Source organism: Streptomyces sp. NBC_00289 (assembly GCF_041435115.1).
GTDB lineage: Bacteria > Actinomycetota > Actinomycetes > Streptomycetales > Streptomycetaceae > Streptomyces.
Genome location: NZ_CP108046.1, coordinates 350,391 through 370,177, shown reverse-complemented (window position 1 = coordinate 370,177; position 19,787 = coordinate 350,391). Strand labels below are relative to the sequence as shown.

Below are 19,787 nucleotides of genomic sequence, written 5' to 3'. Positions count from 1 at the left end.
AGCGGGCGGGTCTCGCGGGGACGGCCGTTCGTGCTGGGGCTGTACCGGTCGGTGGTGATGGTGCTGTTCCTGCTGCGGCAGAACCCAGTCCAGCAGGCGGCGGCCGAGCTGTTCGGCTGCAGCCAGTCCACCGTCTCACGTCGGCTCGATCTGCTCGGGCCGCTGCTGGAGCAGGTCCTTGCCGAGTTCGTCCCCGACCCGGCGGAGGCGAGCACGGGGAAGGTGGTGCTGGTCGACGGCACACTGTTACCACCTGGGACTGGGCGGGCCGGGGCACCGAGCTGTTCAGCGGCAAGCATGGCGACACCGGGTTCAACCTGCAGATCGCCGCCACTTTGGACGGCGGCCTGCTCGCGGTCTCCGCCCCCGTTCCGGGGTCCTGGCACGACATCCGCGCCTGGCGGGAATCAGGCTTCCCCGGTCTGTTCCCCGACTGCGAGACGATGGGTGACCTCGGCTATATCGGCACCGGCGTCCATCAGTACCCTGCGCGCCGCCGTCGAACGAGCGATCGCACACCTGAAGGACTGTAAGATCCTCGCCACCCGCTACCGCGGCCCACTCGACACCCTCCCGAGCATCGTCCGCACTATCACCGCACTCGCGTTCTTCCGAACCTCCTGGTGAGGCTTATGGATAACCCTACATGATCGGTTGAGTCTCAATCCACCGCGCGGTAGTCGGTCTGTGGACGCGAAATGAGAAGAGGTGCCCGCTGACCTGGGGTGATGTGAGTTCCTACCGGGCTTGGGAATCGCGCGTTCGCGTGCCGGCATCGGGCTCCAGGCCCGTGCCTTGAGCCGCTCACGCACCTCAGTCAGGAAGGCAGGGACGCCGATCTCGGACTCGATCCAGCCGACCGTGCGGCCTCCACGCCGGGAGTCCGCGCCCCCTGATTACCCGCAACCCGGTCCCACGCGATTCGCAGCGTGGCCGGGTCGTGCACGAAGTTGAACAGGTCGTCGAACCTGCGGCCGGGGTCGGCCGCCGCCCAACGGTGAAGCTTGGCCTGCATCTCCGATACCCGCTGACGGGGCGCCGTTTCGGGGCCCGTTGGCGGAGCGTCGCCGTTCGGCGGCGCATCTTCCGGCATCGCAGCATCCTTCCCTTCTCGATACCGCTGCCGCCCTTCCCATGTGACCGGCTTTCCCGGCCTCGGAGTACTACGGCGGCTCCGCCCCGTCCCGGACCGATCAGTCGTCGGCGGACTCAGCCCCGCCACCACCGCCGGACGCGGTGTTACTGACTGACTTCGGCGCATCAGGGTGACGCTGGGTCGTCGAAGGTCAGGCCGGTGCCTGCTATGAAGCCGTCAAGAGTGTCGGGCCGGTACTGGAGGCGTTTGAGCCGGTTGCGTACGAGGACTTCGAGCCGGTCGAGGGCGACGACGGCGAGGTTGGCCAGGCTGCGCTTGACATGTGCCCATACCCACTCGACGGGGTTCAGGTCCGGCGAGTACGCGGGCAGCAGGAATACCGTCAGCCATTCACGCTCGGCGATCAACTCACGTATGGCGTGGGAGACATGGGTGTTCAGCCGGTCCCAGACCAGCACGATCGGGGCCTTGACGAGGTGGTGGACACCGTCGATCAGCGCGATGAAGTCCCGTTCGCCTATGCTGCGGCGTTTGCCTTTGCCCGCGGGATGGGTGCGCAGGCGGTGACACAGCCGGGTGCGGGAGCCGGGCCGCATCGCGATGAGTCCGGCCACCGACAGGCGGCCCGAGCGTCGCCCGCTCACCGTGACCTGCGGGGTGCGGCCGCGCCGGCCCCAGGTGCGTCCTTTGGGCGGTCGTCGCGTGAAGCCCGCCTCGTCCTCGAAGCAGACGTAGCCCCCGCACGCCGCCCGGACTCTTTTACCTCGGCCCAGGTCGCCTCCTTCCACACGGTCACGGCCTGCTCATCGCGCTCGGCCACCCGCCGCGCGGGTACTTGAGGACTGAAGCCGAGCCGGTGCATCAGCCTCGTGGCACCCGAGACGCTGTAGGAGACGTGGAACTTCCTGCCGATCAGCGTGGCCACCCGGGCAGCCGTCCACACCTGGTCCTCCACCCAGCCATGCGCGGCAGGCCCCTCATCGAGAAACGCAGCCAGCTTTTCCAGACAGCCCGGGGACAGACGGCATCGCGATCCACTCGAGCCACGAGAGACCAGAGCCTGCACGCCACCGTCCCGCCACATCTGCTGCCACTGGTAGGCCGACTTCGGGCTCACCCTCAGGCGCCGTGCGACTTCCGGCGGCTTGATGTCCTGCTCGAACAGCTCCGCCGCCTGCATCCGTACCGTCTCCCGGCGCTGACGTCCCACAGGGGTCAGGCCGCCCCCATCCGCATACCTCATACACCACGGAATACAGACAACACTCCAGACCCATCAGAGACGTCGAAGAAGATCACCCTAACGAGCCGAAGTCAGTAAGGGCAAGGACCGGGACGGTTCCCGTGTTCACTGAGCTTCTTCGAGTTGGCCACCGATCGGGTGACAGACAAGGGCTCGTAACGGACAAGGCTCCCGGACAGTTGAGCGAGAGATCTCACGTCTCAACTCATTTGTCAGGGAGCCTTGTTGGTTACCTATCCTGCCGCACTCGACCTTCCGCATGCCCTCGTGGAGTGGGTCACGATGCTGATCATCACCCGCGAGGGTGACCGCCGGTGCAAACTGCCGGCCTCTCAGCGGGCCCTCATCACGCTCGTGTACCCACGCAAGCACGACACCCTCGCCCAGATCGCCGCCGGCTTCCGGATCAGCGAGAGCACCGCCCACGCACATGTACACAGCGTGATCACCCACCTGGCCGCCCGCGCGCCCTCTCTCACTCACGCGCTGCGGCAAGCCCGCCCTGAGTACATCCTCGTCGACGGCACGCTCGCCGAATGCGACCGCGTGGGCAACAGCCAGGACGACTATTCAGGCAAGCACGGCAAGCACGGCGTGAACATCCAGACGGTCACCGGCCCGGCCGGTGAGCTCGTCTGGTACTCGCCGGCCCTGCCCGGACGGACCGCGGACATCACCGCCGCCCGCACCCACAACATCGCCCCATCTGTGAGCGACTGAAGATCCCCGCCCTCGCGGACAAGGCGTACCAGGGTGCCGGCGGAACGTTCGCCACACCCGTCAAAAGACACCGAAACCGTGAGCTCACCGTCAAAGAGAAGGCCGTCAACCGGGCACACGCCCGACTCCGCTCGCCCGTCGAACGGGCCTTCGCACGACTCAAAGCCTGGCGGATCTTCCGCAAAGCCCGCGTCAGTCCCAACACACTCACGTCAATCGCCAAGGCCGTCCTCACCCTGGAGAAGCAACGCTGAAGAAGCTCACTGTGGTTCGCTCGATGAAGTAGGAGCCCGACTGTGTCCCTGTGGCATCGCCGCGAGTACGCCGCAGACCTTCCCCACGGCCTCCCGAGCGGCTCTTGTATACCGCCCCGGGAGTTCTCCAGATCACCCGAAGGAATGACCCGGATACGCGCCACACCCGGCCCAGATCGACCAGATTCGAGCCGGTGTCGCTTTACTGACTTCGGCTCGTTAGGGTGATCTTCTTCGACGTCCCTGATGGGCCTGGAGTGTTGTCTGTATTCCGTGGTGTATGAGGTATGCGGATGGGGGCGGCCTGACCCCTGTGGGACGTCAGCGCCGGGAGACGGTACGGATGCAGGCGGCGGAGCTGTTCGAGCAGGACATCAAGCCGCCGGAAGTCGCACGGCGCCTGAGGGTGAGCCCGAAGTCGGCCTACCAGTGGCAGCAGATGTGGCGGGACGGTGGCGTGCAGGCTCTGGTCTCTCGTGGCTCGAGTGGATCGCGATGCCGTCTGTCCCCGGGCTGTCTGGAAAAGCTGGCTGCGTTTCTCGATGAGGGGCCTGCCGCGCATGGCTGGGTGGAGGACCAGGTGTGGACGGCTGCCCGGGTGGCCACGCTGATCGGCAGGAAGTTCCACGTCTCCTACAGCGTCTCGGGTGCCACGAGGCTGATGCACCGGCTCGGCTTCAGTCCTCAAGTACCCGCGCGGCGGGTGGCCGAGCGCGATGAGCAGGCCGTGACCGTGTGGAAGGAGGCGACCTGGGCCGAGGTAAAAGAGCCCGGGCGGCGTGCGGGGGCTACGTCTGCTTCGAGGACGAGGCGGGCTTCACGCGACGACCGCCCAAAGGACGCACCTGGGGCCGGCGCGGCCGCACCCCGCAGGTCACGGTGAGCGGGCGACGCTCGGGCCGCCTGTCGGTGGCCGGACTCATCGCGATGCGGCCCGGCTCCCGCACCCGGCTGTGTCACCGCCTGCGCACCCATCCCGCGGGCAAAGGCAAACGCCGCAGCATAGGCGAACGGGACTTCATCGCGCTGATCGACGGAGTCCACCACCTCGTCAAGGCCCCGATCGTGCTGGTCTGGGACCGGCTGAACACCCACGTCTCCCACGCCATACGTGAGTTGATCGCCGAGCGTGAATGGCTGACGGTATTCCTGCTGCCCGCGTACTCGCCGGACCTGAACCCCGTCGAGTGGGTATGGGCACATGTCAAGCGCAGCCTGGCCAACCTCGCCGTCGTCGCCCTCGACCGGCTCGAAGTCCTCGTACGCAACCGGCTCAAACGCCTCCAGTACCGGCCCGACACTCTTGACGGCTTCATAGCAGGCACCGGCCTGACCTTCGACGACCCAGCGTCACCCTGATGCGCCGAAGTCAGTAAGGAGGCGTAACACGCCGGTTCCTCGCGTACTCCTCTCCATCACGCTCGCCGGACCCGCACCATCTGGCAGTACTGGTACGTCCCGGCTTTGTCAGGGCCGCTCTCGCCCTCCCCGGCACCACCCGGATCAGGCTGCCCGCCCCCCGCTTCAACAACCCTGCTGCGACAGAGCAGTTGACGCAGTAGGGGTCGGACCGGGGCGCGGTACTGGCCTTGGGACCAGCCCGTTTCCCCGGCCCGCCCTCCGCACCGGACATGCGACTCTCACCGCATCCGGCGCTCCACGGACTCCCTTGGGACCGCGCGGTTCACACCGTCGCGGCCCTCGCCCACGGTGTCGGGATGCTGTATCCACGCCAGCGATAGCGGGTCACCTTCACCCGCTGCGGGACGAACAGCATGATCCCGTCCTCTGCGGGCCGCCAACCGGGCTCGCCGGTCAAGTAGCGGCGCCGCAGAGTCCTCCAGTCGATCCCGGGATGCTGCTTCCTCAGCCACAACGTCACTCGACGCCAGCAGAAGTCGTCGAGATAGTGGAACGTGGCTGTGGACGACCCGAACCGGAAGTAGTAACACCATCCCCGCACCGCCGAGTTGAGCTGGCGGAGCAGGTCGGCGAGAGTGCGTTGACCTCTCTTGTTCGTCATCGCCCGCACCTTGCCCGTGATGGAGGCCAGCGCCTTCTTCGACGGATAGGTGTAGACGTAGTGCTCGCTGGTGCCCTTCTTGCGCCTCCGCTGGATGTGAAAGCCGAGAAAGTCCAGCCCCTCGTCGATATGGCAGACCCAGGTCTTGGCCACGGACAGGCGGAGCCCCAGAGGGGCGAGCACGGCCGTGACCTCCTCCCACAGCGCGTCCGCGTGAGCTCGGGCGCCGCACACCATGATCAGAAAATCGTCCGCGTAGCGGACGATCCGGTATGTGGCCCCTCCGCGTCGGCGGTGTGCTGTCCGCCTGCCGCCGTTGCCGTGAGCGTCCCACTTGGCACAGAAGTGTTCATCCAGCGCCGAGAGGGCGATGTTCGCCAACAGCGGTGAGGCGATCCCGCCTTGGGGTGTGCCGGTGTTCGTGTCCCTGGTCTCGCCATCGGCGGACATGATGCCCGCCTTCAGGAACGCCTTGACCAGGGCGAGAACCCGCTTGTCTCCGACTCGTCGGCGCATCCGCTCCAGGAGAGCGGAGTGTGCGATGTTGTCGAAGCACGCTTCGATGTCCGCATCCAGCACCCAGTGGTAGCCCTTGGTGCCGAAGTGGTGCACCTCAGCGATCGCGTCATGGGCTCGTCGTTCGGGGCGAAAGCCGTAGCTGACCGGCTTGAAGGACGCCTCGAAGATCGGCTCCAGGACCAGCACGAGCGCGGCTTGCACGAGCCTGTCCATCGCGGTGGGAATCCCCAGCCTCCTGAGCTTTCCCCCGCTGCCCGGCTTGGGGATCATGCGCTCCCGCACCGGCAGAGGGGTGAACGTGCGGGCCTTCAACTGCTCCCGCGTGTTCTTCAGGAAGGCCACGATGTCGGCGTCGGCGGCGATGAAGGCCGGGATGACCCGGTCCACGCCGGCGGTGCGCGCGCCCTTGTTGCCCCTCACCCTCTCCCACGCGACGGTGAGGAAATCGGGGTGATGGACAAGGTTGTAGAGATCATCGAACCTGCGGTCGGGATCACCGACCGCCCATTGGTGCAGCTTGGTCTGCATCCGTCGTACCCGCAGCCAGGCCCCATCGGGGTCGGGCCACAGATCACCGGTATTCACCAGCGTCTCCGTCCATTGCAGTTCCTCAACTACCTGAATCCGCTGGGCTGCTTCGCCATGTGGACGGCTTTCCCGCCCCCGGACTACTACCAGCCCTCCGCCCCACCCCGGGCCGTCGGCGGACGCCTTCCCGCCCCATCGCACCTGGAGAGAGCGCTGAGACGAAAGCTCCGAGGTGGTTCCCACGTTCACTGTGATCCGCTCGTCGGGTGAGGCGGCCAGCTTTGCCCCTGCGGCATCGCCACGGTTACGCCGCAGCCCTTCTCCGTGGCCTCCCGACCGGCAAGATCAATCCGATCCAGGAGTTCCTGCCCATACGGGCAGTGCGCACCGCGATCCAGCCCAGATCCACCGGGTTTGAGCTGGCGGAGGTCTTGAGGGGCTTTACACCGCTGGTTCCTCGCGTCCACCTTCCCGTCTCGCTTGCCGGACCCGCACCGTCCGGTAGTTCCAGTGCGTCCCGTCGTTGTCGGGGCTGCTCTCCACCAGACCCGGCCGACTCGCCGGGCCCAGCTACCCCCTGCTTCTGTCGTCCCGCTGCGACGGAACGACGGTGCGGGTCTCACACCCGCACGCGGATCACAGCACCTCGTGGCGCACGGTCTCTCACCCCCGTACGGACCATCAGCACCTCACGGCGCAAACAAGATCGTCGACAGAACCGATCCGTACATGACTCGCGTCGATAAAGACCACGGGGTACACCGGATCGAGTGGGCGGGTGCGTCATTCCGCCATCGATTCGAGCGCCGTGTCCGTGATCGTGGAAACGGTCTCCTTCGACGTGGTCATTCCATAGACCTTGGCGAGATGAGCGACGATCTCCCCCGACGTCAGCCCTTTCCCGGTGAGCGAGAGGGCCATTTCGTCCAGGGCGCCGGTCCGCCGGGCATATCTCGGCAACAGTCCGGGGACGGAAGGTCCTCAGCCTGTCGCGGGGCCACGTTCACCACCACCGGGCCGACCTCGGTCATCACCTTCTTCGCCCGATATCCGTTCCGCATATTTCCGCCCGACCGTGATCCGCGACCGCCGGCGATGACCGATTCGTCGGCCAGATGCAGTTCCATCTCCGCCTCGAGCGCAGCCTGCATCAAATGCTGCGCAAGCTCGGGAAGGACCGCCCTCGCCCATCAGCCGGAGACCTCCGGCGGCAGTCTTCTCCGCCGCGAGCACGGCCAGTTCCTCAACTCGACCGACAGACCATTCCCGGATACCGGCATCGACTTCACACCAGCACCCTCAGCAGCCACATCCACCTCTGCAAGCGACACGCCGCCTGCAACCCCCGATCGTGTGACCCATCGTCGTTCCCATCAGATGACTCCTTCGAGGAAGGAACCCACCTAATTCATGACACTCCCGTCCGTCAAAGTGGAACAAGCTCAGTGTGGTGTGAGTGGGGTTTGCTCTGGCGGGGTGGTGGGGGTGGGGGTTGTTTGGGGGGAGGTGGCTGATGCCGTGGGTTTCGGCCTTGTCTTCTCTGGTTGTGAGGCGATGGTGGCTGGTCGTGGTGTGTTGCGGTCGGGGGGTCTGCTGAGACCTGGTTGGTTGGCTGCGTTGTCGCCGGTTGTGGTGGCGGCGTTGGTGGCTGGGGTGGTGGGGCAGGCGCCGGTGGCGTCGGCGGCTGATCCGGTGTCGGGTGTGCCGGTGATTCCGAAGGCGTTGTCTGTGTCCGCGGCGGTAGGTAAGGGAGCAGACGCGGGGTATTTGCCGTCGTCGGGGGAGGTGTTGCCGTCGGGTGTGTTTACGACGTCGGTGCCGTTGGATGTGCCGGCGGGGCGGGCGGCCATGAGTCCGCGGCTGTCGCTGCAGTATGCGTCGGGGGCCGGTCGGTCTTCGGTGGGGGTGGGGTGGTCGTTGTCGGGTGCGGGGTCGGCGATTGCCCGGTGCGCACAGTCGGTGGCGGTGGACGGCACGCACGGGGGTGTGCACTTCGATCCCAACGACCGGTTTTGTCTGAATGGTGAGCGTCTGATTCTTGTCGGGGCGGTGCAGGGCGGCACGGACAAGTACGGAGGGGACGGCTCGGAGTACCGGACGCGGAGCAACAGCTTCCGCAGGATTGTGGCGTTCGGGGGGACGACGCCGGGGATTACGGGTCCGGACCGGTTCGAGGTGACGGACAAGAAGGGGGTGACGCAGACGTTTTTGCCGCACACGGCGACCCGGTCGAGGACAGGGGTCGGTTTCGACACGGCCAACAATCCTTTGATGGATACGGATCTCGCGGTGCCGGTGCGGGTGACGTGGCTGCTGGACCATGAGACGGATGCGTCGGGGAACACGGTCTCCTACGAGTACGACAAGGACGGCAGGGCCCGCAACGAAATCCTCATCTCCAAGATCGAGTATACGAGCAACGGGGGGGTGGCGGCGAAGCGGCGGGTGGAGTTCGATTACGAGGACGATGCTGCGGGGGCCAGGTTCTCGTATACGGCGGGGGTGCGGTTTGCGCATACGAAGCGGTTGAAGACGATCCGTATGCTGGCGCCGATGCCGGATGACACGAAGCTGGCGTGGCAGTACCACCTCGCCTACACGGTGTCGTCGAGCAGGCAGAGTCTGCTGGCCTCGCTGCAGAAGTGCGGCAGCGCGGGCGGGTGTGTGAAGAAGAAGGAGTTCGGCTGGTCCAGTCAGCCGGCGGCGCCGTCGTTCACGGTGGTCGACGGGGGTTCGGTGACACTGGACACGGCGGCTGGTAATCCGCGGATGCGGGTGCTGGACCTGGACGGGGACGGCAGAAGTGATCTTCTGTATTCGCGGGGGCCGGGGAAGCCGGACCGGGTGAAGTTCGGTGTCTCGCCGGATGCGCAGAGGGATCTGACCCCGGCGCTGGGCTGGCCGGGGGAGCTGACCGATCTGGGGCGGGCGCGCGCGGTGGACGCGAACGTCGACGGGGCGGCGGAGATTTTGCTGCCGGTCTTTTCGGCGGTGACGAAGAAGTGGACGTCGCATCTGCTGAAGTGGGACAAGAAGGCCGCCCGGTTCGTTGAGGACATGATGACGCCGTTCGACCTGCCGGAGAACGCGGTGGGTAACCTGGCGGATGTGAACGGTGACGGCCGTTTGGACATGCTCAGCCCCGATGGGGCGGCATCGGACAAGGTGCCGACGGTGTCGGTGCGGATCGCGGACGGGCCGGGCACGTTCAAGCCGGCTACGGCCAGCAGTATGAAGGCCCGTTGTGATCTGGGAGTGTCGGATCTGGACGGTGACGGCCGGGCCGAGCAGCTGTCGGCGAACGTGTCGGCGGACGGCACGTGTCTGGCGTCGGTGTCGTCGCTGAGTGTCAGTGATGCGGGCGTGGCCACGGTGAGTGCGCAGTCGGTGGTCAAGTCCGGCCGCCTCTACAGCCGGGCGGCACCCCAGCAGTCTGGTTTCGAGACGTTTCCGGGGGACTTCAACGCGGACGGTCTGGAGGATGTGCTGCTGCTGCCGCCCAAGACGGACCCGGCCAAGCACATTTACGATCTGCACGGCATCCTGCTGTTCAACACTGGCCGGGGCCTTGCCGATCCGCACAGTGTGTCGATCGGGCATGACGATTCGATGGATTTGCGGGTCGCTGACGTCAACGGCGACGGCCGGGATGACATCGTCTCCTTCGACGCCGTAGCGACGCATCTTGCGGTTTCGGACGGTGACGGCACGTTCACCTCCTCCGACATTGATCTGGGCGGCGGCACTAAGGACGAGAGTGCCGGGCGGGCCACTTCGCAGCTGGCGGATGTCAACGGTGACGGCCGCACCGACGTGGTGAAGATCGATTCGGGGCGGATGCGGATCCTGCAGCAAAACGAACGCCAGGTCGACAAGTTGGTGTCGGTGCACGACGAGGGAGTGGCCTGGCAGCGGGAGAGCATCACCTACTCCAACACCTGGTCCAGCACGCCCGAGACGGCCACGTGCACGTATCCGCTGACGTGTCCGAAGAAGGGCTTCCCGGTGGTGCGCCAGCGGGTGTCGCGGGCTGGACAGGTCAACACCGCTTCTGCCGGCGCGGCCCGCGTGTGGCAGTACACCTACGCCGATCCGGTCACTGACCTGCGGGGCAACGGCTCCCTGGGGTTCGGCACGTTCCGGGTCTTCGACAAGCGGCGTGCCTCCCAGACGGAGATGGTGTTCGCGCACCGCAAGAGCGTCAGCAACGGCGCTTTCTACCCGGAGGTCGGGCGGCCTTCGCTGGTCACCACGGTGGTGGCGATCCTTACCGCCGAGCAGGCTGCCGCGAAGCCGGCCACGGCCCGCGCGCGGGTGACACGCACGTCTTCCGCCTATGAGGCCCGGCCGCAGCACGGCGGCAAGGTGATGGCTGTCTTCGACACGAGCTCGACCACCAAGGAATGGGAACAGTCCGGCGCGCAGCAAGTCGCTATCGACTGGGACGGCCAGGCGGCGGGCGCAGCGATCACCGGTGTCAGTGAGCCGGCCACGGCGCTTCGGCGCACCGACAGTGCTGCGGTGTTCGACGAGTTCGGCAACCCGACCTCGCTGTCGCGGGCCACCGATGGCGGCACCGCGCTCATCACGACGACGAAGTTCGACACCGCGGCCGAGCTGATCGAGGAGTGGCGGGTCGGTGAGGCTCTCTCGTCCAAGACGGTGAGCTTCGCGGCCGACGGCGCCACGCGGGAACGCAACGTCTCCTACCTCCACGACGAGCGCGGCCTGCTGACCAGAACGGACGTGGAGAAAAACAACACGGACGATGATGCCGACAGGGTGCGCGAGTCGACGATCACCGCCTACAACGCGCGGGGCGCGGTGACGTCGGTGACGTCCAAGACGCCGGGGCGCCCGGACCGCACCGTATACACCGCCTACGAGCCGGCGTTTCCCGGCCAGCCGAACGAGGAGATCTACCCCTCCCTGGTGTGGGTCGACTACAAGGTGGCCGCCTACCGGCCGGCGACATGGATGGTCACCCATCCCGCGTTCGGCATCACGCTGGGCAGCGAAGACGTCAACGGCCGCACCACCACAGCGAAAATTGATGATCTGGGCCGACAGGTCCACGCCGAGACCGACGGCACTGCGCCCACCGACATCACCTACGCCGGCCGCGGCGACTTGGCCGGCGGCATCAACGGCGTGAGCGTCACCACCACCACCGGACCCAAGACCAGCACCGCCTCCACCGATGTCCTGGGACGGCCGGTCGCCTCCTTCGGCAAGGACTTCGACAACGTCGGCGGGAAACTGGCCACCGCCGTCACCTACGACACGCTGGGCCGCACCGTGGCCACGTCCGCTCCCTCGCCGACCGGAGGGAAGGCAACCAGCTACTTCGAATACGACAGCCTGGACCGGATGGTGAAGTCGACCGGCCCGGACGGCAAATCCACCGTGTTCGAACCCGCCTTCGCCTCCACGACGGTCACCGACCCCACCGGCGCCACCCGGCTCGACCTCTACGACGCCGACGGCCGGCTGAAAGTCCACACCGACTACCGCACCAAGCCCGACGGCAGCGCCGAGGGCCTCAACACCGCCTACACCTACGCCCCGTTCGACCTGCTGAAGTCGATCACCGACGCCAAGGGCAACGTCACCACCATGCAGTACGACGTCCGCGGGCGCCGCACCAGGCTCAGCGAACCGGACCGCGGAGTCACCGACACCGCCTACTTCGGTAACGGCCTCATCGAGCGGGAGACCCGTGGCGACGCCCAGCACCAGAGCGTCTTCGGCTACGACGACCTGGGCCGGATGACCTCCCGCACCACCGAAGACGGCATCTCCGCGTTCGTCTACGACAGCGCCCCCCACGGCATCGGCCAGCTGGACTACGCCACCAGCCCCGAACAGATCGATAAAATCCGCACCGACTTCACCTACGACTCCTACGGCCGGCCCGCCGGCACCACATACACCGACCAGACCACCAGCCGCTCCTACACCACCTCGCAGACCTACAACGCAGACGGCACCGCCGACACGCTGACCTACCCCGAGGTCACCGGACGCGAGCCGCTCACCCTGCGCTACGGCTACAACGCAGCCGGCTACCCCAACACCGTCACCGACATCACCCCCGGCCAGGACCCGAAAACCCTGTGGACGGTCAGCAAGCGCACCCCCGACCTGCAGACGGACACCGCCCAGCTCGGCAACGGCGTCACCCTCAAGAACACCTACCAGAGCGCCGGCGGACGCCTGGACACCCTCACCGCCACCACCGGCGCGGGCACCAAGGTGATGGGCCTGGACTACGACTACGACGCGGCCGGCCGGGTCATCAAGCAGACCCGCGACGACGCCACCACCCCGCTGCGCTCGGAAACCTACGACTACAACACCGTGGGCCAGCTCACCGGCTGGAACCTCGGCCATGACGCAGGCTCACAGAGCATCGACTACAGCTACGACGCCCTGGGCGGCCTGACCAAGATCAGCCAGCCCGACGGCACTGCGGACACCCTCACCTACCCCACCGGCACCGTGCAGCCGCATACCGTCACCGGTCACGATGCCACCAGCATGGGCGGAGCCAAGGAAACCTACGGCTACGACAACCGCGGCCGGCAGACCACCGTGAAAAACGCCGCCGGCACCGTCACCCGCCAGGTCACCTACACCGCCTTCGACCTGCCCCGCACCGTCACCACCCGGGGCGTGACCACCACCTACCGCTACGACGCCTTCAACAACAAGATCATGGAAGCCACCCCCATCGGCAACACCCTCTACATCGGAGGCCTGTTCGAGCACCGCTTCCACAAAGGCAGCGGCGACAAGGACGTCTTCCACCTCGCCGGCCCCGACGGCAGCATCGGCCAGGCCGTCTTCGACGGCGTCAAGACCGACGTCCAGTACAACCTCACCGACCGCCTCGGCTCCACCGCCACCACCCTGGACACCTCAGGCAACCCCCTCCAGACCCTCTACTACGAACCCTTCGGCCGCCTCGTCACAAAGAACGGCACACCCTTCACCGGCACCACCGGCGACCTCACCCGCACCTTCACCGGCCACGAAAACACCCCCAACACCGGCCTCATCAACATGAAGGGCCGCCTCTACGACCCCAACAATCACACCTTCATCACCCCCGACCCCGTCCTGGACACCACCACCAGCCAAACCCTCAACCCCTACACCTACGTCCACAACGACCCCCTCAACAACACCGACCCCAGCGGCAAAGTCACCTGCGCCTTCACCCACCCCGGTGAATGCGACCAACCCGGCAGCGGATCCAGCGGCATCGCCGGCGCACAGTCAACCGGCGCACCCGGCGTCTACGGCGGCAAGGGCTACATCGGCAACGACTGCGGCTGCACCCCCGTCACCGGAGAAAACAGCGGCTCCAACGCCGAAGCACTCTGGAACCAGGCCAACGCAGCCGACAAAGCCGCCATCGAAGCCGCCGACAGAGCAGCAGCCAAAACCGCCAAAGCCGACGCCAAGGGAAGCACCCAAGCCGGATCAGGCGACATCCTCAACAACACCACAGCCGCCGCCGGACTCTGCACCGAAGACTGCGCCACCGACCCCGTCGTCGGCACCTGCTACGACACCGACATCGACTGCGGAACCAGCGGATACCTTGCCGACAACACCCCAGCCGCCTACCAGAAATACGAAGGACCCAACGGACTTAATGAAGTCTGGATCACTACCAGAGACTCCTACATCACTCAATGGATTGGAGTGCTAGTTGTGGTCGGGGGAGCGACAGCTGTTGCTGCAGTAGCCGACGCCCTCATCCCCGCCGCCGCACCCACCGTCATAGCAGCCGAAGGAACCGGCACCCTCTGCGCCACCAACCAACAATGCACAACAACAGTCACCAAAGCAGTAGAAGTCGTAACAAACGGTGGGCAAGGACTTCAAAAGATAGTCACAGATAACGGTGGACCTGCCGCTGCGGAAATCCGTGCCGCAATTGACCGCGGCCAGGCCATACGTCAAACGATCTCCGCCATGGAATCCGAACTAGAGCGGGTCCAAGCTCCAGCAGGTCGGGACCTGCGCGAGTTCGCCGCAGAGATGGGATTCTCGGTCTATTCAAAATATTGGGAGTACCATGACGAGCTCGTACACTCAATAGAGGCAACTAAAAAGCTTTTGCCCTAAGTCGATCTTGCGTGAGGTCCGTCGACGTTGTTGGCGGACCTTTTCGCTTTTCCGGGACTGGTGGTGGGTACTGTAACCCGGCACCACCGGCGACCTCACCCGCACCTTCACCGGCCACGAAAACACCCCCAACACCGGCCTCATCAACATGAAGGGCCGCCTCTACGACCCCAACACCCACACCTTCCTCACCCCCGACCCCGTCCTCGACACCACCACCAGCCAAACCCTCAACCCCTACACCTACGTCCACAACGACCCCCTCAACAACACCGACCCCACCGGCAAAGTCACCTGCGCCTTCACCCACCCCGGTGAATGCGACCAACCCGGCAGCGGATCCAGCGGCATCGCCGGCGCACAGTCAACCGGCGCACCCGGCGTCTACGGCGGCAAGGGCTACATCGGCAACGACTGCGGCTGCACCCCCGTCACCGGAGAAAACAGCGGCTCCAACGCCGAAGCACTCTGGAACCAGGCCAACGCAGCCGACAAAGCCGCCATCGAAGCCGCCGACAGAGCAGCAGCCAAAACCGCCAAAGCCGACGCCAAGGGAAGCACCCAAGCCGGATCAGGCGACATCCTCAACAACACCACAGCCGCCGCCGGACTCTGCACCGAAGACTGCGCCACCGACCTCCGCACCGCCGACAACACCCCAGCCGCCTACCAGAAATACGAAGGACCCAACGGACTACAAGCAGTCTGGGAAACCACCAGAGACAGCTACATTACTCAATGGTTCGGAGTGATAGCCGTTGTCGGGGGAGCGGCAGTTGCTGCAGTAGTAGCCGACGCCCTCATCCCCGCCGCAGCACCCACCGTCATAGCAGCCGAAGGAACCGGCACCCTCTGCGCTACCAACCAACAATGCACAACAACCGTCACCAAAACAATAGAAACCGCAACGAACAATGTCTCGGGAGTGCAGAGAATCGTTGCAGATAACGGCGGATCTGCCGGGGCGGAAATTCGGGCCGCCATAACCCGATATGATGATATCCGCAAAACGGCGCTAGCCCTCAATGCGGAGGTTAAGAGAATTCAGGGTATGGCTGGAGACGACATACACGATCTAGCCGCAAGGCTGGGATTCAAATCGATTGAGGCATACGCTGATTACTTTTCGGAGATCGAGGGGGCGTTGGAGGCGACTAAGCAACTCTTGCCTGATAAAGGGGGTAGGGGTCTCGCTTGGTGAACTTCTTCCGTCGCGCGTCATCCAAGCACATTGCAGGAGGCTGGGAGATGCATAGCGCACCTCGTTGTTAGAAGCGTAAAGTTGCCGCGGAAGTAAGCAAAGTAAAGGCTTGACAAGTTGGCGTGATAGAAGTCGCCTACGTCCTTCCCCTTACCCGCTTGAGCTGCGCCGTTTTCCGCAACAGTCTTCAAGATGTCTAGTCCTCAGAAATGAATGACGCCAGAATGGCCGCCGCTTCTACGAAGCGGCGGCCATTTTTGTCGCGGAGAGGCCCCGATTCCTGCCGGACCAGGAGGGTGTGGACCGTGCCGTCAAGAACGCGCCCCTCCTCGGCGACTGAACCGTTCCGGGTTCGGTAGGGACTCGATCGTTTGAGAGGATCGAGTCATGGCAAGCGTGGCCGCTTCCAGCAAGAACTACCTATTCCGCCAACCACCAGGTCGCCATCGACGCCAACACGCGGCTGGTCGTGGCGGCGGGACGCCCACTGCCGGGCAACCGCCACGACGCCAGTGCCTACCGGGAGCGTTTTTCACGTGTAGATCATGAGGGTGAGGATCGCTGCGGCGGCTGACGTGAGCCTGTTCGGACTGGTACGGGCGTGGCGAAAGATCCGCCACCGCTTGATCCGGGAGATCGTCCGTTCGATGGGAGCCCGCAGGGCCGCGTGGACCTTGTTCGACTTCTTGTGCTTGTCGCTGAGCTCGGTCTTCGGGCGGCGCTTGATCGGAGTGATGACCGTGCCGCCGGCTCCGGCGTAGCCCTTGTCCGCCAGGACCTCGAGATCCAGCTGTGCGCAGGTGTCGATGATGCCGTGCTCGCGGGCGGCCTTCACGTCGTGGGTGCCTCCGGGCAGGGCGGGCGAGAGCCACAGCAGCTTCCCCTCTTCCGCGGTGATGACCTGCAGGTTCACGCCCTCACGGTGGACCTTCCCGGAGAAGTGGCCTGGCTCCTGGACCCGGTCGGTCTCCGCGACGGTGCCGTCCAGCAGCACGTATCCGTCGGCGTGATGGCTGGTCAGCGCCTCGGTCAACGACGGGGCGAAAGCAGCTAGGCACTCGATCGTGTCGTTCGTGTAGCGCCAGGCCGTGGCCACACCGATACCAAACCCTGCGGCGAGCTGTTCGAAGGTGTCGTGCTTGCGCAGGTAGACCAGCGTGCACCGGGCCCGATCGTACGGGCGCAGCTTGCAGGCACGGTCACCGTCACACGCGACGATCGCCATCGTCACCAGTTCGAGGAGCTCTTCGTCGAGGTCGCATGCGGCAGGATAGAAGAACACGGGGCATCTCCGCAGGTGAGGATACGTTTGGCGACTTTCCAAACCAGCGGGATGCCCCGTTCGTCACGCCACAGTCAACGCCGCCCCACCACCTCACCCGCCAGCCGTACACATGGAAAAGGCTCCAGGAATCGGTGTCCGTGTCGCCCGCAATGCGGCCTCTTTCGGGTCGCCCGTCGCGTTGCCGGCCATGCCGCCTCAGCCCGCTGAAACCCCCACCAGCGGGCTCTCTTCATCCCCGAACATCACCATCGTGAGTGGCAACCCGCGGGTGGTCCAGCGTTTGCGGCCGGTGCCGGTCGGGTCGAGGGACATCACCGCGAGGTAGATGCACTTCAGGGCGGCGTTCTCGGAAGGGAAGTGGCCGCGGGCCCGGACCGCCCGGCGGATCCGTGCGTTGACCGACTCGATGGCGTTGGTGGTGCAGACGATCCGGCGGATCTCCGCGTCGAACTGCAGGAACGGCACGAATTCGGCCCACGCGTTCTCCCACAACCGCACGATCGCAGGGTATTTACCGCCCCATTCCTCGCTGAACTCGAGGAACCGGCTGGTGGCCGCATCCTCGGTCGGCGCCTTATAGCCCGGCTTCAACGCCTTTGCGATCTTGTCCCAGTCCTGGCGGCCGGCATAGCGGAACGATGCCCGCAGGAGATGGACGACGCACGTCTGGACAACGGTCTTGGGCCAGACCTCGCCGACCGCGTCGGGGAGGCCCTTCAGCCCGTCGCAGACCAGCATGAGCACGTCTTCGACGCCGCGGTTCTTCAGCTCGGTCAGAACGCGGAGCCAGTGCTTGGCACCTTCGCCTCCCTCGCCGCCGGCCCACAGTCCCAGGATGTCGCGGTGCCCCTCGGCCGTGACCGCAAGCGCCATGTATATCGGCCTGTTGGCGACCTGGCCCTCGCAGATCTTGGTTCTGGCGACGATCTTGTGATCCGGACGCTTGTGCAGGTCGTTTCAGATGTTCGCGATCATGCATCGCGTGCTCTCGTAATGTGCTGTTGGAGTTGTTTCCCTACCTGTCCGCGTTGCTGATCGAGGAGGTCCAGCGGCGGCCCGACAAGGTGGTGCTGAGGACGCGCGCGCGAGCGACGACCGCGGCTTGCCGGTGCGGCCAAAGCTCGGCACGGGTGCACGGCCGGTATGTACGCCGGCTGCGTGATGTCGCCGTGGGCGGGCTCGGCGTCGTGATCGAGTTAGGCATACGCCGCTTCCGCTGTGAGAACCCTGCCTGCACGGCGGTGACGTTTGCCGAGCAGATCGCGGGACTGACCACCCCGCACAGCCGACATACCCCGCAGCTGCGTGGGGTGTTGACGCAGATCGGCCTGTCCCTGGCCGGCCGGGCAGGAGCCCGTTTGGCGGCCGCGGTCGGCCTCACCGTGGGCAGGGATACGCTGTTGCGGCTGGTCAGGTCCCTGCCCGAGCCGGAGATCGGCGAGGTGGAGATCCTCGGGGTCGACGACTTCGCCTTCCGCAAGGGCCGCCACTACGGCACGGTCCTGATCGACATGGCCACCCACCGTCCGCTGCACATCTACGACGGCCGCGACGGGGAGGACCTGGCCGCCTGGCTCCGCGATCACCCAGAGGTGAGGGTCATTTGCCGAGACCGTTCCAGCGGTTACGGGGAGGGCGCTCGGGTCGGGGCGCCGCAGGCCGAACAGGTCGCGGATCGCTATCACCTGTGGGCCAACCTCGGCCAAGCGGTTGAGAAGACGGTCAACGCCCATCGCTCCCACCTGACCGAACCGCATCCCGGCTCAGCCTCCGGCCCCGACCTCGTGGAGGTGGAACCCGAGGTGGTCCAGCCGCCGAAAGAGCTGAAGATCGTGATCCGGCTGCGTGAGCAGCATGCTGCCGCCCACGAACTGTGGCAGCAGGGGATGTCGAAGGCGGCGATCGGCCGGAAGCTCGGGCTGCACCAGGCCACCGTCCGCAAACTGGTCAACGCACGCTCCGCCGACGATGTCGTGGCCAAGAACCTCCAACGAGCGCATGTCGTTGATCCGTACGTCGGCTACCTGCACCGGCGCTGGAACGAGGGTGTCAGAAACGCTGCCCAGCTCTACCGGGAGATCAAGCAACTCGGTTATTCCGGCGGCGAGTTGGCCGTTCAGCGGCATCTGCGGCGTTACCGGACCGGGCGCGGACACGCACCCGATCCGGGACCGAAGCCTCCCTCGGTCCGCGAGGTCACCTCCTGGATCATGACGCACCCCGAGCACCTGCGGGACGAGGACGCTGACAACCTGCACCGGTTGCGTGAGCGCGATCCTGAACTTGACCGGCTCACTCTTCACGTCAGGAAGTTCGCCGCGATGATGACCGGACGGCACGGCGACCGCCTCGAAGACTGGATCATCGACGTCGAACAGGACAGTCTGGCTCCGCTTGCGGGCTTCGCGCGCAACCTCCGCCGCGACTTCGACGCAGTCCGCAACGGGCTGTCTCTACCGCACAGTTCCGGCGCCGTCGAGGGCAACATCAACCGGCTGAAGATGCTGAAACGCCAGATGTTCGGCAGGGCCAGTCTCGATCTCCTTCGCAAACGCGTCCTGCTCACACGGTGAGCCCCACCGCCCGAATCACAAGATCATCGCCAGAACCCGGATCTTCACGTTGATGCAGTCAATGAAGACCACTGGGTACACGCCTTGAGTTCTATTGGTTGTTGCGAACGCTCCGGAAGGAGAGTGTTTGCATGCCGAGGTACGCCCCCAACAGAGTGCCGACTGCGGTGAAGAAGAGGTACTTCGAGCTGCTGCACGCGGGGTAT

At 65.6% G+C, this 19,787-nt stretch carries 8 protein-coding genes and 7 pseudogenes; 9 read left to right on the top strand and 6 right to left on the bottom strand.

The window, feature by feature from the left end:
- Positions 1 to 57: 57 nt before the first annotated feature.
- Positions 58 to 171 (top strand): annotated as a pseudogene (locus OG985_RS01960) (transposase family protein); the annotation flags it as partial.
- Positions 117 to 533: a transposase family protein gene (locus tag OG985_RS01955; protein ID WP_371674222.1), complete on the top strand. Its 417-nt coding sequence runs from the start codon at positions 117 to 119 to the stop codon at positions 531 to 533. The pseudogene OG985_RS01960 and the gene OG985_RS01955, both read left to right, overlap by 55 nt.
- A gap of 727 nt (positions 534 to 1,260) precedes the next feature.
- Here the strand turns inward: OG985_RS01955 and OG985_RS01950 are convergent.
- Together OG985_RS01950 and OG985_RS01945 are read right to left on the bottom strand one after the other, a co-directional pair.
- Complete coding sequence (locus OG985_RS01950) at positions 1,261 to 1,884, bottom strand: transposase (protein WP_371666576.1); 624 nt, start codon at positions 1,882 to 1,884, stop codon at positions 1,261 to 1,263.
- A pseudogene (locus OG985_RS01945) lies at positions 1,884 to 2,339 on the bottom strand (transposase); the annotation flags it as partial. The gene OG985_RS01950 and the pseudogene OG985_RS01945, both read right to left, overlap by 1 nt.
- 225 nt (positions 2,340 to 2,564) lie before the next feature.
- On the opposite strand from OG985_RS01945, the pseudogene OG985_RS01940 reads away from it, so the two are divergent.
- The 3 genes and pseudogenes from OG985_RS01940 (at position 2,565) to OG985_RS01930 (ending at position 4,672) form a co-directional block, all read left to right on the top strand.
- Positions 2,565 to 3,313 (top strand): annotated as a pseudogene (locus OG985_RS01940) (transposase family protein).
- 280 nt (positions 3,314 to 3,593) lie between these two features.
- Positions 3,594 to 4,049 (top strand): annotated as a pseudogene (locus OG985_RS01935) (transposase); the annotation flags it as partial.
- Complete coding sequence (locus OG985_RS01930; RefSeq protein ID WP_371666453.1) at positions 4,049 to 4,672, top strand: transposase; 624 nt, start codon at positions 4,049 to 4,051, stop codon at positions 4,670 to 4,672. The pseudogene OG985_RS01935 and the gene OG985_RS01930, both read left to right, overlap by 1 nt.
- 325 nt (positions 4,673 to 4,997) lie before the next feature.
- Here the strand turns inward: OG985_RS01930 and ltrA are convergent, their stop codons facing one another.
- Positions 4,998 to 6,440: a group II intron reverse transcriptase/maturase gene (ltrA, locus tag OG985_RS01925; protein ID WP_371666575.1), complete on the bottom strand. Its 1,443-nt coding sequence runs from the start codon at positions 6,438 to 6,440 to the stop codon at positions 4,998 to 5,000.
- A 726-nt stretch (positions 6,441 to 7,166) separates the two neighbouring features.
- Positions 7,167 to 7,343, bottom strand: a complete 177-nt coding sequence (locus OG985_RS01920) for a transposase (protein WP_371666574.1) — start codon at positions 7,341 to 7,343, stop codon at positions 7,167 to 7,169.
- A 450-nt stretch (positions 7,344 to 7,793) separates the two neighbouring features.
- Here OG985_RS01920 and OG985_RS01915 point away from each other — a divergent pair, with 450 nt between their 5' ends.
- The 3 genes and pseudogenes from OG985_RS01915 to OG985_RS01905 all read left to right on the top strand — a co-directional run.
- A complete protein-coding gene (locus OG985_RS01915) occupies positions 7,794 to 14,522 on the top strand; it encodes an FG-GAP-like repeat-containing protein (protein ID WP_371666573.1) in 6,729 nt (2,242 codons plus the stop codon).
- A gap of 112 nt (positions 14,523 to 14,634) precedes the next feature.
- Positions 14,635 to 15,723: pseudogene (locus OG985_RS01910) on the top strand (RHS repeat-associated core domain-containing protein); the annotation flags it as partial.
- A 396-nt stretch (positions 15,724 to 16,119) separates the two neighbouring features.
- Positions 16,120 to 16,249: pseudogene (locus OG985_RS01905) on the top strand (IS5/IS1182 family transposase); the annotation flags it as partial.
- A gap of 6 nt (positions 16,250 to 16,255) precedes the next feature.
- On the opposite strand, the gene OG985_RS01900 reads toward OG985_RS01905, so the two are convergent.
- Both OG985_RS01900 and OG985_RS01895 read right to left on the bottom strand, forming a co-directional pair.
- A complete protein-coding gene (locus OG985_RS01900; RefSeq protein WP_371666503.1) occupies positions 16,256 to 17,005 on the bottom strand; it encodes a transposase family protein in 750 nt (249 codons plus the stop codon).
- A gap of 198 nt (positions 17,006 to 17,203) precedes the next feature.
- Positions 17,204 to 17,920: pseudogene (locus OG985_RS01895) on the bottom strand (IS256 family transposase); the annotation flags it as partial.
- Between the two features lie 89 nt (positions 17,921 to 18,009).
- On the opposite strand from OG985_RS01895, the gene OG985_RS01890 reads away from it, so the two are divergent.
- Positions 18,010 to 19,581 carry an ISL3 family transposase gene (locus OG985_RS01890; RefSeq protein WP_371666459.1) on the top strand — a complete coding sequence of 524 codons (1,572 nt, stop codon included), beginning with the start codon at positions 18,010 to 18,012 and terminating at the stop codon, positions 19,579 to 19,581.
- Positions 19,582 to 19,787 lie beyond the last annotated feature (206 nt).

Coding starts and splice junctions, on each gene's coding strand:
- OG985_RS01915 (WP_371666573.1), top strand. CDS start 7,794: ATGACACTCCCGTCCGTCAAAGTGGAACAAGCTCAGTGTGGTGTGAGT.